The organism is Candidatus Acetatifactor stercoripullorum (assembly GCF_944382095.1).
Taxonomy (GTDB): domain Bacteria; phylum Bacillota; class Clostridia; order Lachnospirales; family Lachnospiraceae; genus Acetatifactor; species Acetatifactor stercoripullorum.
The window spans coordinates 1-22,794 of the sequence record NZ_CALWMU010000025.1; the positions used below are offsets into that span (position 1 = coordinate 1).

At 49.9% G+C, this 22,794-nt stretch carries 21 protein-coding genes; 4 read left to right on the plus strand and 17 right to left on the minus strand.

What is annotated here, in order from left to right; translation table 11 throughout:
* Window positions 1–269: 269 nt before the first annotated feature.
* The 3 genes from feoB to SHK35_RS08730 all read right to left on the minus strand — a co-directional run bounded on the left by feoB (window position 270) and on the right by SHK35_RS08730 (window position 3,013).
* Window positions 270–2,486 carry a ferrous iron transport protein B gene (feoB, locus tag SHK35_RS08720; protein ID WP_318709486.1) on the minus strand — a complete coding sequence of 739 codons (2,217 nt, stop codon included), beginning with the start codon at window positions 2,484–2,486 and terminating at the stop codon, window positions 270–272.
* A gap of 78 nt (window positions 2,487–2,564) precedes the next feature.
* Window positions 2,565–2,786: a FeoA family protein gene (locus SHK35_RS08725; RefSeq protein WP_318702951.1), complete on the minus strand. Its 222-nt coding sequence runs from the start codon at window positions 2,784–2,786 to the stop codon at window positions 2,565–2,567.
* Between the two features lie 14 nt (window positions 2,787–2,800).
* Window positions 2,801–3,013: a FeoA family protein gene (locus SHK35_RS08730; protein WP_318702950.1), complete on the minus strand. Its 213-nt coding sequence runs from the start codon at window positions 3,011–3,013 to the stop codon at window positions 2,801–2,803.
* Window positions 3,014–3,202: 189 nt separating this feature from the next.
* On the opposite strand from SHK35_RS08730, the gene SHK35_RS08735 reads away from it, so the two are divergent.
* Window positions 3,203–3,565 (plus strand): metal-dependent transcriptional regulator, encoded by a 363-nt coding sequence (locus SHK35_RS08735; RefSeq protein ID WP_318702949.1) that lies wholly within the window; start codon window positions 3,203–3,205, stop codon window positions 3,563–3,565.
* Between the two features lie 135 nt (window positions 3,566–3,700).
* On the opposite strand, the gene SHK35_RS08740 is transcribed toward SHK35_RS08735, so the two are convergent.
* A complete protein-coding gene (locus SHK35_RS08740; RefSeq protein WP_318709487.1) occupies window positions 3,701–5,389 on the minus strand; it encodes a methyl-accepting chemotaxis protein in 1,689 nt (562 codons plus the stop codon).
* 216 nt (window positions 5,390–5,605) lie between these two features.
* Here SHK35_RS08740 and SHK35_RS08745 point away from each other — a divergent pair, with 216 nt between their 5' ends.
* From SHK35_RS08745 to SHK35_RS08755, 3 genes are read left to right on the plus strand one after another with little or no spacing between them, the layout of a single operon-like run.
* Window positions 5,606–6,760: an NAD(P)-dependent malic enzyme gene (locus SHK35_RS08745; RefSeq protein WP_318702947.1), complete on the plus strand. Its 1,155-nt coding sequence runs from the start codon at window positions 5,606–5,608 to the stop codon at window positions 6,758–6,760.
* Window positions 6,761–6,799: 39 nt separating this feature from the next.
* Window positions 6,800–7,747: a TIGR01212 family radical SAM protein gene (locus SHK35_RS08750; RefSeq protein ID WP_442867436.1), complete on the plus strand. Its 948-nt coding sequence runs from the start codon at window positions 6,800–6,802 to the stop codon at window positions 7,745–7,747.
* 1 nt (window position 7,748) lies between these two features.
* Window positions 7,749–8,264: a DUF4364 family protein gene (locus SHK35_RS08755; protein WP_318709488.1), complete on the plus strand. Its 516-nt coding sequence runs from the start codon at window positions 7,749–7,751 to the stop codon at window positions 8,262–8,264.
* On the opposite strand, the gene SHK35_RS08760 is transcribed toward SHK35_RS08755, so the two are convergent.
* From SHK35_RS08760 to SHK35_RS08820, 13 genes are all read right to left on the minus strand, one after another.
* Window positions 8,261–9,922, minus strand: a complete 1,662-nt coding sequence (locus SHK35_RS08760; protein ID WP_318709489.1) for an amidohydrolase — start codon at window positions 9,920–9,922, stop codon at window positions 8,261–8,263. The two genes, SHK35_RS08755 and SHK35_RS08760, sit on opposite strands and share 4 nt — an antisense overlap.
* Window positions 9,923–9,947: 25 nt before the next feature.
* Window positions 9,948–11,294, minus strand: a complete 1,347-nt coding sequence (locus tag SHK35_RS08765; protein WP_318702943.1) for a replication-associated recombination protein A — start codon at window positions 11,292–11,294, stop codon at window positions 9,948–9,950.
* Entirely contained in the window at window positions 11,281–12,393 is a 1,113-nt protein-coding gene (locus SHK35_RS08770; protein WP_318702942.1) for an HD domain-containing phosphohydrolase, read from the minus strand. The genes SHK35_RS08765 and SHK35_RS08770 overlap by 14 nt, the downstream gene beginning before the upstream one ends.
* Complete coding sequence (locus tag SHK35_RS08775; RefSeq protein ID WP_318709490.1) at window positions 12,390–12,755, minus strand: Hpt domain-containing protein; 366 nt, start codon at window positions 12,753–12,755, stop codon at window positions 12,390–12,392. The genes SHK35_RS08770 and SHK35_RS08775 overlap by 4 nt, the downstream gene beginning before the upstream one ends.
* 28 nt (window positions 12,756–12,783) lie before the next feature.
* The gene (locus SHK35_RS08780) at window positions 12,784–13,629 is read right to left on the minus strand and encodes a formate/nitrite transporter family protein (protein ID WP_318702940.1); all 846 of its coding nucleotides are present in this window, start codon (window positions 13,627–13,629) and stop codon (window positions 12,784–12,786) included.
* Between the two features lie 364 nt (window positions 13,630–13,993).
* Window positions 13,994–14,332 (minus strand): type II toxin-antitoxin system RelE/ParE family toxin, encoded by a 339-nt coding sequence (locus SHK35_RS08785; RefSeq protein WP_318709491.1) that lies wholly within the window; start codon window positions 14,330–14,332, stop codon window positions 13,994–13,996.
* A gap of 7 nt (window positions 14,333–14,339) precedes the next feature.
* The gene (locus SHK35_RS08790; protein WP_318702938.1) at window positions 14,340–14,516 is read right to left on the minus strand and encodes a hypothetical protein; all 177 of its coding nucleotides are present in this window, start codon (window positions 14,514–14,516) and stop codon (window positions 14,340–14,342) included.
* Between the two features lie 147 nt (window positions 14,517–14,663).
* Window positions 14,664–15,380, minus strand: coding sequence for a polysaccharide deacetylase family protein (locus tag SHK35_RS08795; RefSeq protein WP_318709492.1), 717 nt, complete (start codon window positions 15,378–15,380; stop codon window positions 14,664–14,666).
* Between the two features lie 79 nt (window positions 15,381–15,459).
* Window positions 15,460–17,232 carry an ABC transporter ATP-binding protein gene (locus SHK35_RS08800; protein WP_318709493.1) on the minus strand — a complete coding sequence of 591 codons (1,773 nt, stop codon included), beginning with the start codon at window positions 17,230–17,232 and terminating at the stop codon, window positions 15,460–15,462.
* Entirely contained in the window at window positions 17,225–18,982 is a 1,758-nt protein-coding gene (locus SHK35_RS08805) for an ABC transporter ATP-binding protein (RefSeq protein WP_318709494.1), read from the minus strand. Before SHK35_RS08805 ends, SHK35_RS08800 begins: the two co-directional genes overlap by 8 nt.
* 45 nt (window positions 18,983–19,027) lie before the next feature.
* Complete coding sequence (locus SHK35_RS08810; RefSeq protein ID WP_318709495.1) at window positions 19,028–21,229, minus strand: methyl-accepting chemotaxis protein; 2,202 nt, start codon at window positions 21,227–21,229, stop codon at window positions 19,028–19,030.
* 132 nt (window positions 21,230–21,361) lie between these two features.
* The gene (locus tag SHK35_RS08815) at window positions 21,362–22,624 is read right to left on the minus strand and encodes an ASKHA domain-containing protein (RefSeq protein WP_318709496.1); all 1,263 of its coding nucleotides are present in this window, start codon (window positions 22,622–22,624) and stop codon (window positions 21,362–21,364) included.
* Entirely contained in the window at window positions 22,617–22,790 is a 174-nt protein-coding gene (locus SHK35_RS08820; protein ID WP_318709497.1) for a DUF4250 domain-containing protein, read from the minus strand. The genes SHK35_RS08815 and SHK35_RS08820 overlap by 8 nt, the downstream gene beginning before the upstream one ends.
* Window positions 22,791–22,794: the final 4 nt, after the last annotated feature.

The window sequence follows — 22,794 nt, forward strand, 5'->3', positions numbered from 1 at the left end:
ACTAGCCACTGCTTCGGAACCCGTTTTTGGTTATTATGACCAGGTTCGTGACTTTGCCAGCGAGTTTCGCAATTACTTAAAATACCTTTTGTTGCTGTATGCTCATAGTAAAGGAAATGCTGTCCCATAAAACTCTCTCAAACGCTCCAGCAGAAAAATTTTCCGGCTTTTTACTGAACTTTCTCCGTAAAAATGCCACAGGACTGCAGAAATTCTCTGCAGCCCTGCGGCATTGCTTAATTGGTTCATTTTATGAGGAATTCATCTGGCTATTTTGCTCCAGCCAGCTTTCTGGTATTGACTCTAAGGGTTTTGCTCTCCTTGTAGGGCCTAAACAGCAGGTAAAGGAAGCCTGCCAGCAGAAGAAAGGCTGCTGCGGTTCCGATGCCAAATGCGCCTGTGGTAATCAGCATGCCGATCTGGTAGATGCACAGGGAAACCACATATGCAAGACCGCACTGATAGCCGATGGCAAACCAGAACCATTTGGCATTGTTCATCTCTCTCTTGATGGCGCCCATAGCGGCAAAGCAGGGAGCGCACAGCAGATTGAACACAAGGAAGGAGTATGCCGCAACAGGGGTCATGCTGCCTGCAAGATTGCCCCAGATTTCTGCGCCGTCCTCGGCAACCTCGGCAAAGCCGTAGAGAATGCCAAAGGTGCCTACCACATTTTCCTTTGCCACCAGTCCGGTGATGGCCGCCACCGCAGATTTCCATGCGTCAGCAGGCGCAAGATCGGACCATCCAAGAGGAGTAAATATCCATGCGATTGCATTTCCGATGCCTGCCAGAATGCTGTGGTCGATCTCCATATCCTCAAGCATTCTGAACTGTCCGTCCACAAAGCCGAAATAAGTGGTAAACCAAATCACGATGGTGGAAAGAAGGATCACTGTACCGGCCTTCTTGATAAAGGACCAGCCTCTCTCCCACATGCTTCTGAGCACATTCCCAACAGTGGGCCAGTGATATGCGGGGAGCTCCATAACGAAGGGAGCCGGGTCTCCTGCAAACATCTTTGTCTTTTTCAGAATAATGCCGGAACAGATAATTGCCGCAATCCCCACAAAATATGCGCTGGGCGCAACCCAGGCAGCGTCGTCGAACAGCGCTCCTGCAATCAGGGCGATAATGGGAAGCTTGGCGCCACAGGGGATAAAGGTAGTGGTCATAATGGTCATCTTCCGGTCTCTGTCATTTTCAATGGTTCTGGAAGCCATAACCCCGGGAACACCACAGCCCGTACCGATCAGCATGGGAATAAAGGACTTGCCGGAAAGACCGAATTTGCGGAAAATACGATCCATGATAAAGGCAACACGGGCCATATAACCGCAGGACTCCAAAAATGCCAGGAAAATAAACAATACCAGCATCTGAGGCACAAAGCCCAGCACGGCTCCCACACCGGCTACAATACCGTCAACAATAAGTCCCTGCAGCCATGCGGCGCATCCGATGGACTCTAAAAGTCCGGTGACCAAAACAGGTATTCCGGGAATTTCCAGTCCAAAGAGACTCCAGCCATCCCCGAATACACCGTCATTGGCCCAATCGGTGGCCCAGGTGCCCACCGTTGTGACGGATACATAATAGACTAAAAACATAACCAATGCAAAAATGGGAAGCGCAGCCCACCTGTTGGTGACGATTCTGTCGATCTTATCGGAGGTTGTCATCTCTCTTTTGCCGCTTTTTGTACAGCAGTCTTTGATAATGGAAGAAATATATACATATCTCTCGTTGGTGATAATGCTCTCCGTGTCGTCGTCAAAGGCTTCCTCCAAAGCCTTGATCTGCGCCGATACGTCCGGAGCCTGCTTCATCTGCTCCTTGATCTTATCATCCTTTTCCAAAAGCTTAATGGCAAAGAAGCGTCTCTGTTCCTTGGGGATATCTCCGGGAAGCATCCCCTCCACCTGCCTGATTACAGATTCAACCTCAGGGGCAAACTCATGCACAGGCACGGCCCCAGCCTTTCTCTGGGCTGCAGAAACAGCCTTGGCCACCGCCTTTTCAATTCCCGTTCCTTTCAAAGCCGAAATCTCTACAGTCTCACAGCCAAGCTTTTTGCCCAGCTTGTCGATATGTATTTTATCCCCAGATTTTTCTACCAGGTCCATCATGTTTACCGCCATGACAACGGGGATGCCAAGCTCCAGAATCTGCGTGGAGAGATACAGATTTCTTTCAATATTTGTCCCATCCACAATATTGATAATGGCATCCGGTCTTTCACCTATCAGATAATTTCTGGCCACCACTTCCTCTAACGTGTAGGGAGAAAGGGAATAGATGCCCGGCAGGTCCATAATGGTGACGTCCGAAGCGCCTGCCGCATAGGCTTTCTTCAGCTTTCCCTCCTTTTTTTCCACCGTTACGCCGGGCCAGTTTCCCACAAACTGATTGGAGCCGGTCAGCGCATTAAATAATGTTGTTTTCCCGCAGTTTGGATTTCCTGCTAGTGCAATTTTAATCGACATTTCAATCTCCTTTACCCTCAGGACAGCAGTTATTTTGAGCTATCCAAAATTAGTCATTACTAACTCTTGTGCAAAAAATTATTCCACCTCGATCATAGCGGCATCCGCCTTCCGAAGAGACAGCTCGTAGCCTCTTACGGTCACTTCTACGGGGTCCCCAAGGGGAGCTACCTTTCTCACAAAGATTTCAACGCCCTTGGTGATTCCCATGTCCATGATGCGTCTTTTGACCGGACCGTCCCCGGACAGCCTCTTTACCTTCACTGTCTGCCCGCAGGCAACCTCCTTCAGTGTTTTCATAATGCTCTCCTTTACTAAACCATGATTTTATTCGCCATATCCTTCCCTATGGCCACTCTGGAATCCTTAATGTTTACAATCAGATTCCCTCCGGTTTGAGATACCACCGTAACGGTTCCGCCGGTCACAAAGCCAAGGCTTTCCAGAAACTTGCGGGTTTCCTCCCTGCCTCCAACTTTTTTGATAACACTGGGTTCTCCCTCCCTTGCCATTGACAACGGCATCATCTCATCCTCTCTTCCGTTTTGACTGTTTCGTTCCAACTTGAAAACGATTTTCATTTCTACGAAAGTTAGTATATGCTAACATCTATTAGTTGTCAAGAACCCTTAGTATTTTTTTCTAAAAATTGCACAAACTTCAATTTCATGATAGAATAATAAGCATTAAGTAACCATATTGGAGAGAGTACACAAATGATCGTAAACGAATCCGCCGAAAATTATCTGGAAACTATTTTGATATTGAGCAGAAAACTGCCTGTGGTCCGTTCCGTAGATATCGCCAATGAGCTTGGCTTTAAAAAATCCAGCGTCAGTGTGGCCATGAAGAATCTCCGGCTGAAAAATCATATTTCAGTGGATGATTCCGGCTTTATCACCCTCACCCCCTCCGGCAGGGCTATCGCCGAAATGATCTACGAGCGTCACGAGCTGCTCTCCTCCTGGCTGGAACGTCTTGGGGTTTCCAAGGAGACCGCCGCAGAGGATGCCTGCAAAATTGAGCATGTGATCAGCGCCGAAAGCTTTGAAGCGATCAAACGTCATGTGAAGGGCTGACGAATGCTTTTTGTATCCTGATGGAAACGTGCGCCGCCAGGCGCACTTCAGAAAAAACGCCCCACAGCTTAGAACTGCTGTGGGGCGTTTTTTGATTCGATCAATTCTATTGTCTTTTACTGCTGTTTTCACAGGCTATTCCCTACGCAATGTAAAATGCGACACCAGCTCGCTCATGGAAACTGCCTGAGCCGAAAGCTCTTCGCTGGTGGCCGAGGTTTCCTGCGCCGTTGCAGAATTGGACTGCACTACCTCCGATATCTGATTCACACCATTTTCCACCTGCTCCATGGCGTCCGCCTGCTGGCTTGTAAGCTCGCTCAACTCCTTAGAGGCTTCCGCAATGATCTTCACACCGTTTACCACCTCATCAATGGAGGCTGCCGCACGTCCTGCGGCCTTATTTCCCTCCTCGATTTCCGAAAGAGAACCCTCAATCAGCTGCCTGGTATCCACTGCCGACTGTGCACTCTGCTCCGCAAGCTTTCTGATCTGCTCTGCAACCACTGCAAAACCTCTTCCCGCTTCTCCGGCCCTTGCGGCTTCAATGGCAGCATTCAGGGAAAGAAGATTTGTCTGGCTGGCAATATCCTCAATTTCGGAAATAATATTTTCAATTTTCTGCGAGGTTTCATTGATTCTGTTCATGGCGCTTACCATAGCCTGCATCTCTCCCCGGCTCTGATCCGCCTCTTTTGCATACTTCTGCGCCTTCTTGTAGGTTTCCTCCACAGATTCTGCTGTCATCTGCACGCCGCTTGTGACATTGGCGATGGTAGCCTGCAGCTCTTCTACAGAGCCCGCCTGGTCCGTGGCCCCCTCTGCAAGAGCCTGGGCAGCGTTGGCAAGGTTCTCGGCTCCCGCCGACACCTGGTCGGACGCCTCCTCAATCTTCTGCATGGTATCGTTCATCTGCCGGTTCATCTTGCGCATGGCATTCTTCAACGCCTCAAAATCACCTACATACTTGTCCTCTATCTTGGTGCTCACGGCGTAATTGCCGTTGGCCATCTCACCTAAAAGCTCCCCTGCATCATTGACAATCAGGCTTAAATCAACCGCCATCCTGCTTGCCTGTTCCGTAAGGCCTGCCACCTCGTCCTGCGTATCCGTCTTAGGAAATTCCTCCGTCAGATTTCCCTGGGCAAAGGTCTTAAAGCGGGCCTCCAGGGCAGCTACCGGGTCGGCAATCCCCTTTGCAATGGAAGCGCCCAGACGCACAGCCAGCCCAAATGCTACTAAAATCACAACCCCAATGATCAAAAGCAGCACCAGACAGATAATCTGCAGACTGCTTTCCAGGTCGTCTCCTCTTTCCACCTTTAAATCCATCAGCATTTCCAAATCTGCATAGACCTGATCATATAAGGGATCAAGCTCCTCCCACGCCCGCAGCTGGGCGGCCTGTTTTCTCACCCGGTCCGTAGTACTGCCTACATTAATCACGTCATCGTCTATCTCCCAATAGGATTCCAGGGCAGACAAAGCGTCATTATAGGCTGCTGTTTCCTCCTGTGACGTAAGCATCTGTCCAATGGTTTCCATATATGTAAGAAAAGCTTCCTTCTTGGCGTCATGGGTCTCCACAGACGTGTCGATCCACTCCTGCTCATCATAGCCAATCACCGCTCTTGTTGCGCTTCTCATATCCGCAAATGTCACCATCGCCTTGCCCACGTCCCCCTGGGCGAATCCGTAGCTTGTCAGCGCATAGGAGTATCTGGAAGAGACCACAAATATTGCCACCACTCCCAAAATGGCCGCCACACTGGCAATGGCCGCCGCAAGCACAAAGCCTGTGGTTAATCTTTTTTTAATCTTCATTTTCTTTAGATTCAGCATAAATCATGTCCTTTCCGCAGGCGCCCCTGACAGGCACCTTCCATAAACTTACATTCCATTTTATCACTTACCGCCAGATAATCAACTGCTTTTAAAAAAATCTTGCGTCCCAAAGTAAACTATTATATGATATTAGCAGTATTCGATCTTACGACTATTGTATTTTCATTTTAATCCTGACAGAAAAGAGGTACTGCAATGACAGCAAACGAAAAGGCTCTTTTGATGCACGAAGAATGGAACGGAAAGCTGGAGACTGTTGCCAAAGCTCCTGTAAAATCCAGGGAGGATCTGGCCATTGCCTACACCCCCGGAGTGGCAGAACCCTGTAAGGTAATCGCCAAGGACCGGGATGCAGCCTATCGGTATACAATGAAGGCAAATACCGTGGCCGTAGTATCCGATGGAAGCGCCGTGCTGGGCCTTGGCAACATCGGTCCCTACGCCGCAATGCCCGTAATGGAGGGAAAAGCGGTGCTGTTTAAGGAATTCGGCGGCGTCAACGCAGTGCCCATCTGCCTGGATACACAGGACACTGAGGAGATCATCAAGGCGGTGACCTGGATGGCCCCCGGCTTTGGCGGCATCAATCTGGAGGACATCAGCGCGCCCCGCTGCTTTGAAATCGAGGAACGCCTGAAGGAGACACTGGACATCCCCGTGTTTCACGACGACCAGCACGGCACCGCTATCGTGGTTTTAGCGGGCATCATCAACGCTCTGAAGGTAGTGGGCAAGAAAAAAGAGAACTGCAGAGTGGTAATAAACGGCGCAGGCAGCGCAGGCATTGCCATTGCAAGGCTGCTGCTCACCTACGGCTTTTCGGATATCCTATTATGTGACAAGGCAGGAATCCTGTCAAGAGAATCAGAAAATCTAAACTGGATGCAGGAAAGAATGGTCAAAGTTACCAATCTTAACAACGAGACCGGCTCTCTGGCAGACGCCCTGGAGGGCGCCGACATTTTTATAGGCGTTTCTGCCCCCGGTATCGTAACCGGGGAAATGGTAGCCAAAATGAATCCGGACGCCATACTCTTCGCCATGGCAAATCCCGTACCGGAAATCATGCCGGATGAGGCAAAGGCCGCCGGCGCCAGAATTGTAGGCACCGGCCGCAGCGATTTCCCCAATCAGGTAAACAATGTGGTTGCCTTTCCCGGTATTTTCAAGGGCGCTTTAGAAGGCCGCGCTGCGCAGATCACGGAGGAAATGAAGCTTGCCGCCGCGCAGGCCATTGCTTCCTGTGTTCCCCCAGAGGAATTAAGCGAGGACAATATCATGCCCCAGGCCTTTGATCCAAGGGTGGTGCAGCTTGTGGCAGAGGCTGTCAAATCCCACATCAAACAGTGAGAGGCTTTCCAAAGCGCAGGAGGTTTAGTTATGGATACCATGGCACAAAACTGGTACGGCAAGCCCTACTATTCTCTGGATGCCTTCTGCAAAAACACTTTTGGCCATAAATGCTACAAAATTGCCCTGAATGCCCATTTGACCTGTCCCAACAGGGACGGTACCCTGGGCACTCGGGGCTGTATCTTCTGCAGCAAAGGGGGCAGCGGCGACTTTGCCGTATCCATTTTGGGTGAAACTGTGGAAAAGCAGCTTGCAAAGGGGATTTCTCTGCTGCACCAGAAAAACACAGGGCAGCATTTCATCGCTTATTTTCAAGCTTACACAAATACCTATGGCCCCATAGAATACCTGAGACAAATCTACACACAGGCCCTTTCCTCTCCCCTGGTCTGCGGCATCTCCATAGCCACCCGTCCCGACTGCCTCCCCAGGGAGGTATTGCTTCTCTTAGAGGAGTTAAAGGGACGCTTTCCAGAAAAATTTATCTGGGTGGAGCTGGGGCTTCAGACCATTCACGAGGCCACTGCCGCTTTCATCCGCAGAGGCTATCCCCTTTCCTGTTTTAACGATGCCTTAGAAGCGCTCCACCGTCTGCAGATTCCGGTGATTGTCCATGTGATTCTGGGGCTGCCGGGAGAGAGCGAAGAACAGAATCTGGAAACCATCCGATACCTGAACGACGTCCGTCCCTTCGGCGTCAAGCTGCAGCTGCTTCATGTGCTTGCGGACACAGATTTGGCTTCCCTTTACAGAAAGGGCGCATTTTCTGTTCTCACAAAAGAAGAATATCTTTCGCTGACAGCCAGATGCCTTTCCATTCTCTCACCCAGGATTGTGGTGCACCGCCTGACAGGGGACGGCCCCCGGGATACGCTCATAGCTCCCAGGTGGAGCTGCCGCAAGAGAGATGTGCTCAATTCCCTGCACAGGCTCATGAAGGAAAAAGAACTCTGGCAGGGAAAATATTTTTCAGGAGGAAATTAACATGTTACAGGAACCCCTTACCTTATATAAATTGATTGTGCTCTATATGCTGAACCGCGTAAGCTTCCCCCTCACCATGGCTCAGGTCAGCGACTTTATTCTGGAGAAGGAATATACCAACTTCCTGACGCTGCAGCAGGCCATCGGCGAGCTCACCGACGCCGGCATGATAGAGACTCGTTCCGTGGGAAACCGCACCCATCTGGTTCTCACAAAGGACGGCAGAGATACCCTGAGCTTTTTTGAAAATCGCATTAACAGCAGCATCCGGGGCGAGATAGACGCCTATCTGCGGGAAAATGAATTTACCCTGCGAAACGAGGTATCTGTACAGGGAGACTATTATAAATCTACCTCCGGGGAATATGAGGCACATCTGATCGCAAAGGACAGGGAGATCAAGCTTGTAGAGATTACCTTGTCTGTGCCCTCAAAGGAGACCGCCGCCGCCATCTGTGACAGCTGGCAGGAAAAAAATCAGCAGATTTATAAATACCTGGTAGAGCAGCTTTTTTAGTCTGCTCTTTTCTTCCTTCTCTTCCTTTTTCCCCGGCGGACAGCATCCGACCAGGCCAGACGGCCGTCTATCCAGACGCGCTGTACCCTGATCTTTAAAAGCTCATCTTCCTTTGCCGTAAGAGGATTTTTGTCAAGAACCACCAAATCCGCCCTTTTCCCCTCTTCAATGCTTCCCAGAATATCTTCTACCTTATATTGAAAGGCCGCATAAATGGTAACGGCCTTTAACGCCTCCTCCACGCTGATTTTCTGGCTCTCTCCCAAAATACGCCCCTGCCTGGTTTTTCTTGTCACCGCATTCCAAACAGCCTCCAGGGGTCTTGTATCCGTCACAGGGGCATCGTTGTGAAGGCTGAAGGGGATTCCTTTTGCGGCGGCGCTGCCTGCAGGGTCAAGACGCTCTGCCCTCTCCGGCCCCAAAAAGGTTTCGTAGTGCCGGTCTCCCCACACATAAATATGAGCCGGAAAAAAGGAAGGGTAAAGATGGATCTTTTTCATTTTATCCAGCTGATCCTCCCGCACTGTCTGGCAGTGTATAATCAGGTTCCGCTTATAATTGTTCCGGGACAAATTTTCACAGCCCTCCAAAGCCTCTATAATCCTGTCAAGGGCCCTGTCCCCATTGCTGTGAATGGCAAAGGAACGGTTGGATTTCAAAATTGTTTCCAGCTTTCCCCTAAGCTCCTCCACACTCATATGCGTGTAGCCGCAATAGTCCTTCTCATCCTCATGTCCTGCAGCCGGAGTAAAATAGGGTTTTGTCAGAGCCGCCGTGTAACACTGAATGCTTCCGTCCATCAAGAGCTTTACCGGCCCGTTGATGATATGATCCCCTTTGATTCTGGGCGGCACTTCTCCCTCCTTGGTAAGAGAAGGACACACTATATACCTGGCCGGAAACTGTCCCCTTTTCATGCAAAGCTGTACAAGCCAGGCCATCTGGTTTCCCCCGGCGCCTTCGCAGACTGCAGTAACCCCCTGGCGCAGATACTCGTCACAGACTTTTCCAATGGGGAGACATGTCAGAGAAAGTCTTTCCCGTGGGGAAAGGCCGTAAGCCAGCTCTATGAGCTTTCCCGCAGCGGCCATCTCCTCAAACACTCCTATGGCCTTCCCATTTCTCCTGCGCACGATGCCTCCCTGGGGGTGAAAATCGGGGGCATTTGTGCCTGTAAGCTCCATGGCCCTGGTGTTGGCCATAACCACATGGAAGGAGGCATGAATCACGATGACCGGCCTGGTCCGGGAAACCTTGTCAAGGTCCGCCGCCTCCGCCATTCTTCCATCCTCAGAAAGAGTATCATCATACCCAAAGCCCACAATGACTCCTCTTTTGTTTCTGGCCTGATCAGAATTTTTAAGAGCTTGTATCATCTGCTCCACATTCCTGATTTTCCCCACAGGCACACAGCGCAGGTCCACAAATTTCAGCTGGGAAAGGGCATAAGAAATAAAATGACCATGAGCGTCAAAAAATCCCGGCAGCAAAGTTCGTCCTTTCAGGTCAATGACTGCAGCCCTTCTTCCTGCCGCCTTCATCACCTCTTCTCTGCTGCCCACACGGATAATGTTCCTTCCCTCAACCAGCACGGCTTCCGGGTTCGGACATTTGTCGCTCATGGTCAATATGTTTCCATTTATAAAAATTTTCTGCATAAGGCACTTCCTTCCTGTCCCATACCTAATAGCTTTTTTCCTCAGAAGAATGTGCCTCACGTCGGATGCGCTTCATATGCTCTCTTATCTTCACCTCATATCCGTTGCCCGTGGGACGATAAAACTCTTTCCCATTTAACTCATAGGGCAGATATTGCTGCTCCACATAATGATTGGGATAATCATGGGCATATTTATAGCCTGTTCCGTGTCCCAGCCTGGCAGCTCCCTTATAATGAGCATCCTGAAGGTGTACAGGTATGGGCAGAGAGCCTGTCCGCTCCACCTCCTCCATAGCCTCAAAGATGGCAAGGCAGCTGGCGTTGCTCTTGGGCGCGCAGGCCACATATGCCGCCGCCTGGGCCAGAATGATCTGTGCCTCCGGCATGCCGATCCGCTCTGCCGCCAGGGAAGCGTTCACTGCCACCGCAAGCGCCTGAGGGTCCGCATTTCCCACATCCTCCGCCGCACAGATCATGATCCTTCTGGCGATAAAGGTAACGCTTTCTCCCGCATAGAGCATTCTTGCAAGATAGTACACCGCAGCATCCGGATCGGAGCCCCGCATACTTTTGATAAAAGCCGATATGGTATCATAATGATTGTCTCCGTTCTTATCATACCTCACGGCGCGCTTTTGTATACATTCCTGGGCCACATCCAGGGTGATATGGATACTCCCGTCTTCCTCTCTGGGAGTTGTCATTACCCCAAGCTCCACAGCATTTAACGCATGCCTCGCGTCTCCCCCGGAGATATCCGCCAGAAAATCCAGGGCGTCATCCTCGATAACGGCACGGTATGCTCCCATTCCCCTCTCTTCATCATAGACAGCTTTTTTTAGAAGCTCCTTTATGCCTTCCCTGGGAATAGGCCTCAGCTCAAAGATATTTGATCTGGAAAGCAGCGCCCCGTTTACCTCAAAATATGGGTTTTCCGTGGTTGCGCCGATCAGAATCACGGTGCCGTCCTCCACAAAGGGAAGCAGATAATCCTGCTGGCTTTTGTTGAAACGGTGAATCTCATCCACAAAAAGGATGGTTCTTTTGCCGTACATCCCCTGCAGCTCCTTCGCCTTGGCCACGACCTCCTCCATATCCTTTTTTCCGGCCGTGGTGGCGTTGATCTGCGTAAATTCTGCGCTGGTGGTATTGGCTATCACCTTTGCCAGCGTGGTCTTTCCCGTTCCGGGCGGCCCGTAAAAAATCACGGAGCTGATCTTGTCCGCCTTGATGGCCCGGTAGAGCAGCTTGTCCTTCCCTATGATATGCTCCTGGCCCACCACCTCATCCAAGGTTTTGGGCCGCATCCTTGCAGCCAAGGGCGATTCCTTCTCCATTTTTGTGCTGCGCATATATTCAAATAGATCCATCGTCCCGTTTTTCTCCATTCTCGTCGGCAAAGGCCTCAAATTCCTTTTTCACACTGCGCAGACATTTTAACAGCTTCGGGGAAAATGTGCCGCACTGCCCTGTGAGTATCATCTGAAAGGCCTCCTCCTTCGCATAGGCTCCCTTATATACCCTCGGGCTCACAAGTGCATCGTACACATCCGCCACGGAAACAAGCTGCGCAGAAATGGGAATCTCCTCCCCTGCAAGCCCGTCCGGATAGCCTCTGCCATCATATCTCTCATGATGATGCCTGCAGATTTCATAGGCCGCCTGCTTGTATTCCTCGTCCCATACGTCATTGATATTCTTCAATATTTCAGCCCCTCTGACGGTATGGGATTTCATATACTCATATTCCTGGGGCGTCAGCTTCGCCGGCTTTAACAGAATATTGTCCGGTATGGCGATCTTGCCAATATCATGGAGCGCGCTGGCTCCCGCAATGGTTTCAATTTTTTGTTCTGTGAGTCCGTACTCAGGATAGGATTTCATCAGCTCCTTTGCCAGAATCCGCGTAAAGCCTCTCACCCGCATTATATGCTGTCCGCTCTCAAGATTGCGGTACTCCACCACCGTGCCCAGAATGTCTGTAATGCTCTCATTTCTTAACCGCAGCTTCTCCGCCTGCTGCTGCAGCAGCTTGTACTGCCTGCGCAGCGTGGCCGTCTGCTTCTCCACCGTGGCCTCCAGCCGGTTCTGATACTGAAACAGCCTGGTAATATTGTCCACCCTCTTTTTGACCAGGGTAGTGTCAAAGGGCTTCTTTATAAAATCCGAAACTCCATATTCAAAACACCTTTTTTCCGCACTGACAGAAGTCTCTCCGCTGATAACCAGCACGGGAATTTTGCCGAGAAATTCCTTTTTGTGCATAAACTCCAGGACGCCAAAGCCATCCATCTGCGGCATCACTAAATCCAGCAGAACCACCGAAATCTCCTCGTGAAACTTCTGGAGCGCCTCCACAGCCTCCCTGCCGCTTTTGGCTTCTGCCACATAATATTCATCCCGCAATATATCCTTGAGCAATTCCCGGTTCAATTCAGCGTCGTCCACAATCAAAACGAGATTTTTCATGATGATTCCCCTTCCTCCCTGAACCTATTTAAAGCGGATGCCACTTCCTCATAAGCCTGCTCCATCTGCTGCTGTAAAGCCGAAAAGTCCTTCCATTCACCTGCCCTCAGCTCCTCCGTCAGTGCGTCCGCCGCCCCCTGAAGCCTTGTAAATCCCAGATTCGCGCAAAGCCCCTTTAAGGTATGGGCCGCCAGAAAAGCGGCTTTTACATCCTGATCCCTCATGGCAGTCATAAGCGCCGAAAAATTTTCATCCTCCAGAAATTTGAACAAAAATCTACGGATTCTAGCCTCATCCAGCAATCGTCCCAGCACACCTTCATAATCCCCCTCAAACAAAGCATAACATTCTTTTACGGTCATATATTTCTCCTCCCTGTCTGAGACAAAATCAATATTCCTCAGCGGTGTCAATATCCTCCTGCTCCTTTTCCACGGACATTACAAAGCCCGGCGTATGGTGCAGGTAGACCGCCCAATAGCCGCATCCTACAATCCCCGCGCCTCCCACGATATTGCCAAGGGTCACGGGAAGGAGATTTCGCACAAGAAAGCTTCCCAGGCTCAATCCCTCTGCCGCAAGACCGTACTCCCCGGCCGTCAGAATCCCCGCCATGCCAAAGTAGATATCCGCAATGCTGTGTTCGAAGCCGCACAGCACAAAAAGCATGACCGGCCAAAAGCTCATCATGAGCTTGCCGGACACCTTTTTTGCCGCAAATGCCGCCCACACGGCAATGCAGACCAAAATATTGCACAGCACGCCTCGGACAAACGCCTCGGGGAAAGACTGCTCCACACGCAGCAAGGCTGCATCCACAACCTTCCCCGCCAGCCGCCCTTCATATAAATCGGGAATATGCCCATATACCACCATAACTGCCGTAAAGGAGGCGCCGATAAAATTACCTGCAAATACAAACACCCAGTTTTTCAGCATTTCATGGAGCTTGACCTTCCGTTCCAACACCGCAATCACGATTAAATTATTTCCGGTAAAGAGCTCGCTGCCCGCCACCAGCACCATGGCCATCCCCGCCGGGAACACGCAGGCGCTGACCAGCCTTGCCACGGAAGGGTTCTCGATCATGGCTGAAGCCGTGGTGGAGGCAATGCCTGCAAATCCTATAAACATACCGGCAAATACACCCAAAAGCAGCAGCTTAAACGCCGACAGCCGTACTTTATGAATTCCGATTTCCACATAATGCAGTGCAATTTCCAAGGGTGAGTGCATTTTTTTGTCTCCTTTTCCTGATTGCTATTTTCACCCTCCCCGGTTGACACAGCATATCATAATTTTAAGTAATTCGTTGATTCCATAGATATTATAGCAAAGGCACATTTAAGTTGCAATTTTTATTCTCATATCTTTTTTGCCATAGTCTGTCAATCAAACAATATCTCCTCCACCGTCACAAAAAAGTGGCATGTACTCCCCGTTCCCTTAAACCGTCCAGAAGCTGCTCGGTGTAATAAATAGGGGGAGCCGTCGGCTACTGATGTCAAGTAAGAACCAAATTTTGGGAAGAAATTTTGATTTTGGGGTTGACAAATAGAAAAAGCCACAATATAACTGCTTATACTGTGACTCTGTTATACTACCTATCAATTTTTTTCATTCTGTTAATGATTGGCTGCCAATACATCCTGTCTTTCAGAACTCTGATAACTGTAACCGTCTCACCTTCCACCACAAAGAAAATCAAGTATGTACTATAAGGTTTGTAATAAATGCGCAAACCCTCAATCGTATATCCTGTTTCCGCATATCCCTCGGCGAAAGGCGACAAAGCTTGAATAGCCATTTTTATCTTTCTGGAAAAGTTTTCTGCATATTCTCTGTACTTGAAAGTTTCAAGAATATAAGTTTTCGTATTCTTTATATCCTCCAGTGCATCCTTTGACAAGACTATTTTGTACTTTTTAGGTTTTTCCATGTTTGGTTTAAATCTTATCGATTTCCTTCCATGCTTCTTCTATGGAATAAACATCACCATTTTTCATACTCTGTATTCCTTTTTCCAGTTCCTGATAAAGAGCATCAAACGCATCCTGTTCCGTATAACTCATGCCTCTGTTTCTATTCATTTTTGTCGTACTAACTGCTGCCAATGGTGCCATAATATCACTTCCCTTCTTCTATTATCAGTATAACCAGTTATAGGATTTATAGCAATAGGGATTTCTGATTTATATGTAATTAGTGAATTTTTATCACACTTTTATATAGCCATATGTTGTATGACTAAAGCATATGTTTCTATGCTGTTAGTCAAACAATATCTCCTCCACCGTCACAAAGGTATACCCCTCCTCCATCAGCTCATCCACAATTTTCAAGGCTGCCGTCACTGTAGTATCATAATAATCGTGCATCAGAATTATATCGTTTTCCTCCACATTGGATACCACCTTTTCTGTGATGCAGGACACATTAGAGGAGCACCAGTCCAGCGGGTCCACATTCCAGAGCACCGGAAACATATTTAGCTCCGATTCAAATTTCTTGTCCCAGCTTCCATAGGGCGGACGCACATAGAGCACCTCCTTTCCCGTGATTTCCTCAATAATTTCATTTGTTTTGATCAGCTCTTCTTTAAATTCCTCCCTGTTGTCCCTGGCAAGCTGCATATGACTGTAGGTATGGTTACCGATCAGATGCCCCTCCTCACTCATTCTTTTGATCACATCAGGATGCAGCTGTGCATGCTCTCCCGTCACAAAAAAAGTGGCATGTACTCCCCGTTCCTTTAAGCCGTCCAGAAGCTGCTCGGTGTAATAGGGGTGGGGACCGTCGTCAAAGGTCAGCGCTATTTTTTTCACATCCTCCTCCGCCTCTTTTCTCTCCACCTCTTCGCCCCAGACAGCCGCAGATGCATCTCCTCCTGCAGTCGTCACCACTGCCCGTCTATTTTCAGATAAACCAAAAAGCAGCAATCCCAATATACAATCAAGAATCAGGATTGCCGCTGCCGCTTTTTTCATATAAAATCCCACTTATATGCCTTTTGTAAAAGTGTATGCATGGCTTCAGCTCAATATGTAACGAAGTACGGCTCCCCCCCTACTCAAACTGCGCTCTGTAAAGCTGCCTGTAAAAGCTGGGCCTCTCCATCAGCTGCTCATGGGTGCCCTGCTCCACCACCTCCCCGTCCTTTACCACAAGAATCCAGTCCGCGTTTTTGATGGTGGACAGTCTGTGGGCAATCACAAAGCAGGTTTTATCCTCCATCAGCCGGCGCATTGCCTGTTGAATTTCCAATTCCGTCCGGGTATCCACATTGGAAGTGGCCTCGTCCAGAATCAGCATTTTGGCGTCCAGCAGCATGGCTCTTGCAATGGTGAGCAGCTGCTTCTGCCCCTTGGAAATGTTGGTTCCCTCATCCGTCAAAACAGTGTCGTAGCCCTGGGGAAGCTTTTTGATAAAGGAGTGGATATGCGCCGCCTGGGCCGCCCTTATCACATCCTCTCTGGAGGCATCCTCCCTTCCATAGGCCAGATTCTCATAAATGGTTCCATAAAACAGCCATGTATCCTGAAGCACCATGGCGTAAGCCTTTCTCAGGCTTTTTCTGGTAAGACCGCCAATGTCCTTCCCATCCACCAAAATACTTCCCTTCTGGGGATCGTAAAACCGCATCAGCAGATTGATCAAGGTAGTCTTTCCCGCCCCGGTAGGGCCCACAATGGCAATGAGCTTTCCGGGGCTTGCGTGAAAGCTCAGGTCATGAATAATGGTTTTGTCCGGCGTATAGCCAAAGCTGATATGCTCCGCCCGCACGTCTCCCTCTGTGTGTGTAAGCTCCAGGGCCTGTGCGGCATCCGCTTTTTCCGGCTCCTCGTCAATCAGGCGGAACACTCTCTCTGCAGCCGCCAGCGCAGACTGCAGCTCACTCATAATATTGGCCGCCTCATTGATGGGTCCGGAAAACTTCCGGGAGTAGAGCACAAAGGAAGAAATATCCCCAATGGACATGCTTCCCCCCAGATACAAAAGCGCGCCGAACACACTGATCAGGGACAGGGACAGATTGTTTACAAAATTTACGGTAGGCCCTACGATGCTTCCATAATATTCCGCCCGGTAATAGGCGTCCACCGCCTCCTTGTTTTTTACGTCAAACCTTCCTGCGGTGTACGCTTCTCTTCCGTAGGCCTTCAAGGTTTTCTGCCCGGTTATCATCTCCTCCACAAAGCCGTTCATCTCCCCAAGCTTCGCAGAGCGGATGCGGAAAAGTGGTCTGGTCTTTCCCGTGATAAACTTTGTCAGGCATATGGACAAAGGCACCGTAAACGCAAACACCAAAACCAGTCTGGGGGAAATGGTGATCATCATTCCCAAAGCCCCCGTCACCGTGATCACGGTAGTCAGAAGCTGCACCAGGTCGTTGGACAGAGAGGCGTTTACCGTATCAATGTCGTAGGAAATGCGGCTGATGATATCTCCTGTCTGATGAATATCAAAATATCCCACCGGAAGAGACAAAAGCTTCTCAAATACATCCTGACGCATTTTATACACTACTCTGCGGCTGATGGTGAGCATCAGCACCTGCAGTCCATAGGCCATAGCGGCAGAAATCACATAGAATCCAGCCATCCATGCCCCGTAATAAAAGACCTGCTCAAAATCTACCTTCCTTTTTCCCGGCTCTATGGCCCCGATGGCGAAGCCGGTAAGCCTTGGGCCGATCAGGGAAAAAAGATTGCTGCCCAGAGTACACACAAGGGCCAGACAAAGCAGCCATTTATAATGAAACAGATATTTTCCAAGGCGAAGTATGGTTCCTCGGGAATAACGCCTGCCGCCCTTTTGCTTTCTCTCCCGCTCAGACACCGGCAGTCACCTCCTCTCCCATCTGGGATTTCCCGATCTCCCTGTATACGGCGCAGCTGCGCAAAAGCTCCTCATGGGTTCCATAGCCGATAGCCTTCCCGTCCTCCATCACCAGAATATGATCGGCGTTTAAAATGGAGCTGATTCTCTGGGCCACAATGACCAAAGTGGTTCCCGCAAAATGCTCTCTGATTCCTTTTCGCAGCGCCGCGTCCGTCTTATAATCCAGTGCGCTGGAGGAATCGTCCAGTATCAATATCCGGGGCTTTGCCGCAAGAGCTCTGGCGATCAGAACCCTCTGTTTCTGGCCGCCGCTTAAATTGGCGCCCTTTATGTTCAGGGCTTCCTCCTCCCTGTCTGTCCGGTTCTCCACAAATTCTCTTGCTCTGGCATACAAAAGCGCCTCCTGTACTTGGGTCTCATCAAGCTCTCTGCCCAAGGTTACATTTCCCGCAATGGTATCCTCAAAAATCGTATCATTCTGAAATACAACGCCAAATCTGCTTTTCAGCTCCTCCGGCTTGTAGGTTCGCACATCTCTTCCCGAAATCAAAATGCGCCCCTGGTCCGCATCATACATCCGCATCATCAGATTGATAATTGTGGATTTCCCGGAGCCGATCTCACCGATGATTCCCAGCGTCTCGCCGCGCTTTATGCGAAAGCTCAAATCCCGGATATCAGCATCCTTTTGCTTCAGATAAGAAAAGCTCACATGCTCAAAAACGATCTCCTCCGGCGTCTGTATATCCTCTTTGGCCTTCGATGTCTGCTGATCCTCTTTCATCTCCAGCACCTGCATGTCCTCTTTGGTCTCCAGCACCTGCCAGATACGGTTCCCTGAGGCGATGGCCTTTGACAATATGGTAAACATTTTGGAGATAGACAGCATGGCGTTCAGGATAATGGTAAAATATGTGGTAAAGGCAAGTATCTTTCCCACCTCGCAGTTCCCGCCATTTACCCGCAGAGCACCCACAAAAATCACGCAGACCAGTCCCAGATTCAAAAGGATATTCATTGCCGGGTCTATAATGGCCATTACCATTCCGTTTTTCCGCTCCCGTTCCACCACCTCTTTGTTGATAGCACGAAATTTCTCCGTTTCATAATCAGTCTTGGACAAAGCCTTGATCACCCGGATACCGGCGATATCCTCCCGGACCATGCGCACAAACCGGTCCGAAGCCTCCTGCAGCACAATATACATTGGAATGCTTTTGCGGGACACATACACAGTGATTATCCCTAAAAGGGGAAGCACCGCCACCAGCACACATGCCATGGCCGGGTCCAGTGTAAAGGTCACGCAGATGCCTCCGATCAGAAGTATGGGCGCACGCACACCCAGTCTCTGCACCCTTCCTATCATTTGATGCAGATTGTAGGTATCCGTTGTCATTCTGGAGATCAGGGAGGGCTTTGTAAAGAAGTCGGTCTGCCTGTTGGAAAGATACATGATTTTGGAAAAGAGATCATGGCGTATGAGCTCCGTGGCATCGCTTGCTACCTTGGAGGCCATCCGGTTTGCTATGATATTGAAGGTCACCGCCAGCACGGAGCAGAAAATCATGAAGAAACCCCAAAGCAGCACCAGGTTTTTCTGCTGCTTTGGGATCACAGAGTCAATGATATATGCCAGAATATAGGGAATACACAGGTCCATTATGGTTCCCCAGAATTTAATGAGAAACCCTACCCCCATTCTTGGGCAGTAGGGTTTCAGATATCGGATCACAATCTGTTTCAACTTGTTTACTCCTTAAAATAGCCGGGCAGAACATCCTTAAGTCTGTCAGATCTTAAATACGGAGATTTCCGTCTTGAGACTCTCCATGTTCTCCCCCAAGGCGTCCGCAGTCTTGTTCAAATCCGTAACACTCTCCAGCAGACGGCCGGCCACATCGTTTACCACCTCAGTGCTGTTTGCCGTCTCCTCAATGATATGGGAAATATTCTTTACCGCTTCCACTGTATCATTGCGTTCCTTGTCCGCCTTCTCCATGCTTTCCACTATGGCCTTCAGACCGCCGATCAGCTGATTCATGCGAAGCTGCATCTCACGGAACACCGACACCACCTGCTCTACCGCTTCCGTCTGAAGATCAACCATAGCCTGGGCCTGGTTCGCGCTCTCCACACTGTTTAAGGTCTGCGCCGTGATATGTCCCACATTGTTGCGGATTTCTCCCGCCGCCTTTGCAGAATCATCTGCCAGCTTGCGGATTTCCTCCGCCACAACCGCAAAGCCTCGTCCGGCCTCCCCGGCCCTGGCAGCCTCAATGGAAGCGTTCAGGGACAGAAGATTGGTCTGCTCCGTAATATCTGTGATGGTTTCCACAAAAGTGTTGATAATCTCGGATTCCTTTCGCAGAGAGTTTATGCTCTCACCCACCTTTGCCGTGATCTGCGTGGTCTCCTTGGCTCTGCCGCCCAACAGCTGCACAATTTCCATTCCCTGGTTGATCATGCCCTCTGTTTCGTCTACCAGCTTTTCAACCTTTTCCACCACCCGGCTGACTTCCTGTATCTCATTGGACAAAATATCTGTCTTTTCCACACACTCCTGGGCATGTCTGGACTGCCTGGTCATGCCTTCGTTGATCTCGCTGATGGCCTGGGTGATGTCCATGGAATAATCATTGATCACGTCCGATGCCTTCTCCACTTCCTTGGCGGACTCCTCCAGCTGCCCCGTAGCGTTGGACACCTGATTCACAAGCTTTTTGGTATTTTCGATCATATTGGCGGCGGAGCCGGCAAGGCCTCTGAATTCGTCATGTCCCTTAGCCTTCACCAAAACGGTCAGGTCGCCCTTTGCCACCTCTCCGAATTTTTTGGAAATCCGCTTCATATTGTTCTGGATACCTGTCACGATGAGAATGCCCACTGCCAGTACAATAACCGTTGCCAGAATCACCAGACCTACAGTAAGCCCCTTAATATCCTCCGCCTGTCCCGTAACAACCTGCATGGGCACCAGCGCGCACACGGAGGCGTTGGTCATATCGCTTGTACTGTAAATAAACAGGTAATCGCCGCCCTGAAAGCTTACCTGGGCTGCTCCCTGCAGTTCACCGCTTTCAAGAGCCGCACTGTAGAAATCCTGTCCATAAAATACGGCTTCTTCTCCGGTCAGAACACTCTCCTGTCCCTCGGGAACATTCTCACAGATAATCTCCCTGCCGTTTTTGGTCACAAATCCCAGAATGCTTCCCTCTCCCAAATCCAGCCCGGCCATAAATTCTTCAATGGCCGAGGGCTTGATATCTACCACAATACAGGCGTTATTAGACTGGGACATCATTTCAAAGGCCAGAATGTAATCTGATTCCATAAGGCCAAAGTTGGTGTCCAAAAGGGGATGGCTGTCAATCCACTTCTCGATGGTCCTCTTTCCCGTGGAAACAATTTCCTGATATTCCTCCAGGATACCGTCCATGGTTCCTCCGCCGGAAGAGCTGGCCTTAGTGGAAATCATGGAGATACCAGCCTTTGTAATAATATGTATGTTGCTGATAAAAGGGTTCGTGGTCTGGGAGGACATAATGTCCGACCTGACGCTGGTGGTCACATTCAGCTTATCCACCGGGGAATCCTCATACATTCCCAGAAAATACTTGCTCAGATCGGAGTTAAAGGCATATTTCATTCCCTCCGATTCAATAAAGGTGCAGCTCATATCAATGTATTCCGTAGCCATAGCTATGGTCTGCACTGTAGAGTCCTCAAAATTCCCGCTCATGCCCTCCGCAGCCTTTTGGTACGCAGAAAAGCCGATTACAATCATAAATACAATCGGCACAAGAAAGCATACCACGATCTTGTTGCGGATACTGAAAATCAGAAAGCCGGATTTCCCGGTCTGCCTGACTGTCTTTTGCTTTTTCTGAGCCTTGGCCTTCTTCTTTTCAGGCTTTGGCTCCTTCCCTGTATTCTCCTTCTTTCGGAAAATACCCTTCTCAGGCTTTTGATCCGTTTTTTTCCTGTTATCCATTCCGGCTTCCTCCAAACATAGATATATTAAATTACTATCTTTCTATAGTATATAATATTTCCTATAATTTTTAAATAGAAAAAATGACTAAATATGAATCATTTTCGACATTTTTAACAAAAACAGATGTGATTACCCGAGGTTCATGGCTTCCAGATAAAGAGCTTCAAAATCCGGCTCCCGGGCCAGATTTTTGATTTCCACACTGCAGCCGGAAGGAAAAATATCCTTCTTCAGACGCTCCCACGCCTCGTCCCGGCCCTTTTGCGCCTGCAAAAGCCGGACGCCTGCAAGCCGTGCGCCTGCAAGGGCCGTATTTCCCCCCGCAAGGGCTTTTGAAGCCAGCTTCCCTGGCAGCAGTCCAATCCCGGCCGCATCCTCCGGCTTTAAATAATATCCGAATCCTCCCGCCAGCACCACCTGCCCAATGGCATCCGCCGTGGCCGGGTAAGCCTTCATCAATATCTCTATGCCTGCAGCTATGGCTCCCTTTGCCAGCTGTATGGCCCGGATAGACTGCTGTGTGACGCACACATCCCCTATGCGGATGCCCGCTTCAAAATAAGGGTCTGTAAGAAGCCCTGTCTCATCCAGAATGCCTTCCCGCAAGAGCCTTGCCGTCAGGCTTACCATATCCGCTCCGAAAATCCCTCTGTTTGCTCCCCCCTCAAAGGCAGGTCCTGCCGCCGTTGCACAGGCAAGCACCCTGTCACAGTTTCCCAGAGCCATTTCTCCGTTTGTGCCAAGGTCGATCAAAAGAGTGAGACCTTTTTTGCAGGTCATGCCACAGGCGTAAATTCCCGCTGCAATGTCCCCTCCCACAAAGGCGGACAGGCCAGGAAGCAGGTAACAGGGGATTCCCTCCAGCAGGAAGCTTTCTCCCTTCAGATGGGAGGAAAAAAAGGGGGCTCTCCCAAGCTCCCCGGTATCCCAGCCCATCAGCAGATAAGACATGGTCGTGTTGGCGGCAATCACCATAAAAAGCTGCTCCTGCTCCGGGACCTTTTTTTGAAACTGGCGTATTCCCCGGGCCAGGGTCTGCCTTGCCATTCTCTGCATGGCAAGGGCCTTTTTACTCTCCCCGGCAGCCTGTATCCGGGAAATCACGTCCGCCCCGTATGCCGCCTGGGGATTCAGGCTCACAAAGCTGTCCACCCTCCTCCCTCTTTCATCGCACAGCTCCATGGCAATAGTGGTGGTTCCTATATCTGCGGCGATAAACATACCGCTGCCCGCCTGTCCCTTTTCTAAAAAATCCCGGCCAGGCACGCTGTCCGTCACCACCTGAAGCCTCTTTTCCTGACCGCTTTGCGAGACGGCCCGGATAGTCCCCGGACAGCGCCCACAGCCCGTGCAGATATCGCAGCGCAGGCCCTTTTTTCTCTCGTCAGACAAATTGGTTTCTCTCCTTATTGTAATGATAATCAATAGAGGCCAGACTCTGTTCCAGTTCTTTTTTGTCAAGCTCCATATCCTGGCACAAAGCGTCCACATCCTTATAATAATCTCTCAGCTTCATATTTACAAAGCTCAAAAGCATTGCCGGGTCCTTTGGCAGCATCCTC

Excerpts from the sequence above, each read along its gene's own strand:
- SHK35_RS08740 (WP_318709487.1), bottom strand. The coding sequence starts at position 5,389 with ATGAAGATTAAAAAAAGATTAACCACAGGCTTTGTGCTTGCGGCGGCC.
- SHK35_RS08775 (WP_318709490.1), bottom strand. The coding sequence starts at position 12,755 with ATGACCGTAAAAGAATGTTATGCTTTGTTTGAGGGGGATTATGAAGGT.
- SHK35_RS08790 (WP_318702938.1), bottom strand. The coding sequence starts at position 14,516 with ATGGCACCATTGGCAGCAGTTAGTACGACAAAAATGAATAGAAACAGA.
- SHK35_RS08810 (WP_318709495.1), bottom strand. The coding sequence starts at position 21,229 with ATGGATAACAGGAAAAAAACGGATCAAAAGCCTGAGAAGGGTATTTTC.
- SHK35_RS08780 (WP_318702940.1), bottom strand. The coding sequence starts at position 13,629 with ATGCACTCACCCTTGGAAATTGCACTGCATTATGTGGAAATCGGAATT.
- SHK35_RS08820 (WP_318709497.1), bottom strand. The coding sequence starts at position 22,790 with ATGCTGCCAAAGGACCCGGCAATGCTTTTGAGCTTTGTAAATATGAAG.
- SHK35_RS08725 (WP_318702951.1), bottom strand. The coding sequence starts at position 2,786 with ATGAAAACACTGAAGGAGGTTGCCTGCGGGCAGACAGTGAAGGTAAAG.
- SHK35_RS08795 (WP_318709492.1), bottom strand. The coding sequence starts at position 15,380 with ATGAAAAAAGCGGCAGCGGCAATCCTGATTCTTGATTGTATATTGGGA.
- feoB (WP_318709486.1), bottom strand. The coding sequence starts at position 2,486 with ATGTCGATTAAAATTGCACTAGCAGGAAATCCAAACTGCGGGAAAACA.
- SHK35_RS08745 (WP_318702947.1), top strand. The coding sequence starts at position 5,606 with ATGACAGCAAACGAAAAGGCTCTTTTGATGCACGAAGAATGGAACGGA.
- SHK35_RS08735 (WP_318702949.1), top strand. The coding sequence starts at position 3,203 with ATGATCGTAAACGAATCCGCCGAAAATTATCTGGAAACTATTTTGATA.
- SHK35_RS08730 (WP_318702950.1), bottom strand. The coding sequence starts at position 3,013 with ATGATGCCGTTGTCAATGGCAAGGGAGGGAGAACCCAGTGTTATCAAA.
- SHK35_RS08785 (WP_318709491.1), bottom strand. The coding sequence starts at position 14,332 with ATGGAAAAACCTAAAAAGTACAAAATAGTCTTGTCAAAGGATGCACTG.
- SHK35_RS08755 (WP_318709488.1), top strand. The coding sequence starts at position 7,749 with ATGTTACAGGAACCCCTTACCTTATATAAATTGATTGTGCTCTATATG.
- SHK35_RS08765 (WP_318702943.1), bottom strand. The coding sequence starts at position 11,294 with ATGGATCTATTTGAATATATGCGCAGCACAAAAATGGAGAAGGAATCG.
- SHK35_RS08750 (WP_442867436.1), top strand. The coding sequence starts at position 6,800 with ATGGCACAAAACTGGTACGGCAAGCCCTACTATTCTCTGGATGCCTTC.
- SHK35_RS08760 (WP_318709489.1), bottom strand. The coding sequence starts at position 9,922 with ATGCAGAAAATTTTTATAAATGGAAACATATTGACCATGAGCGACAAA.
- SHK35_RS08770 (WP_318702942.1), bottom strand. The coding sequence starts at position 12,393 with ATGAAAAATCTCGTTTTGATTGTGGACGACGCTGAATTGAACCGGGAA.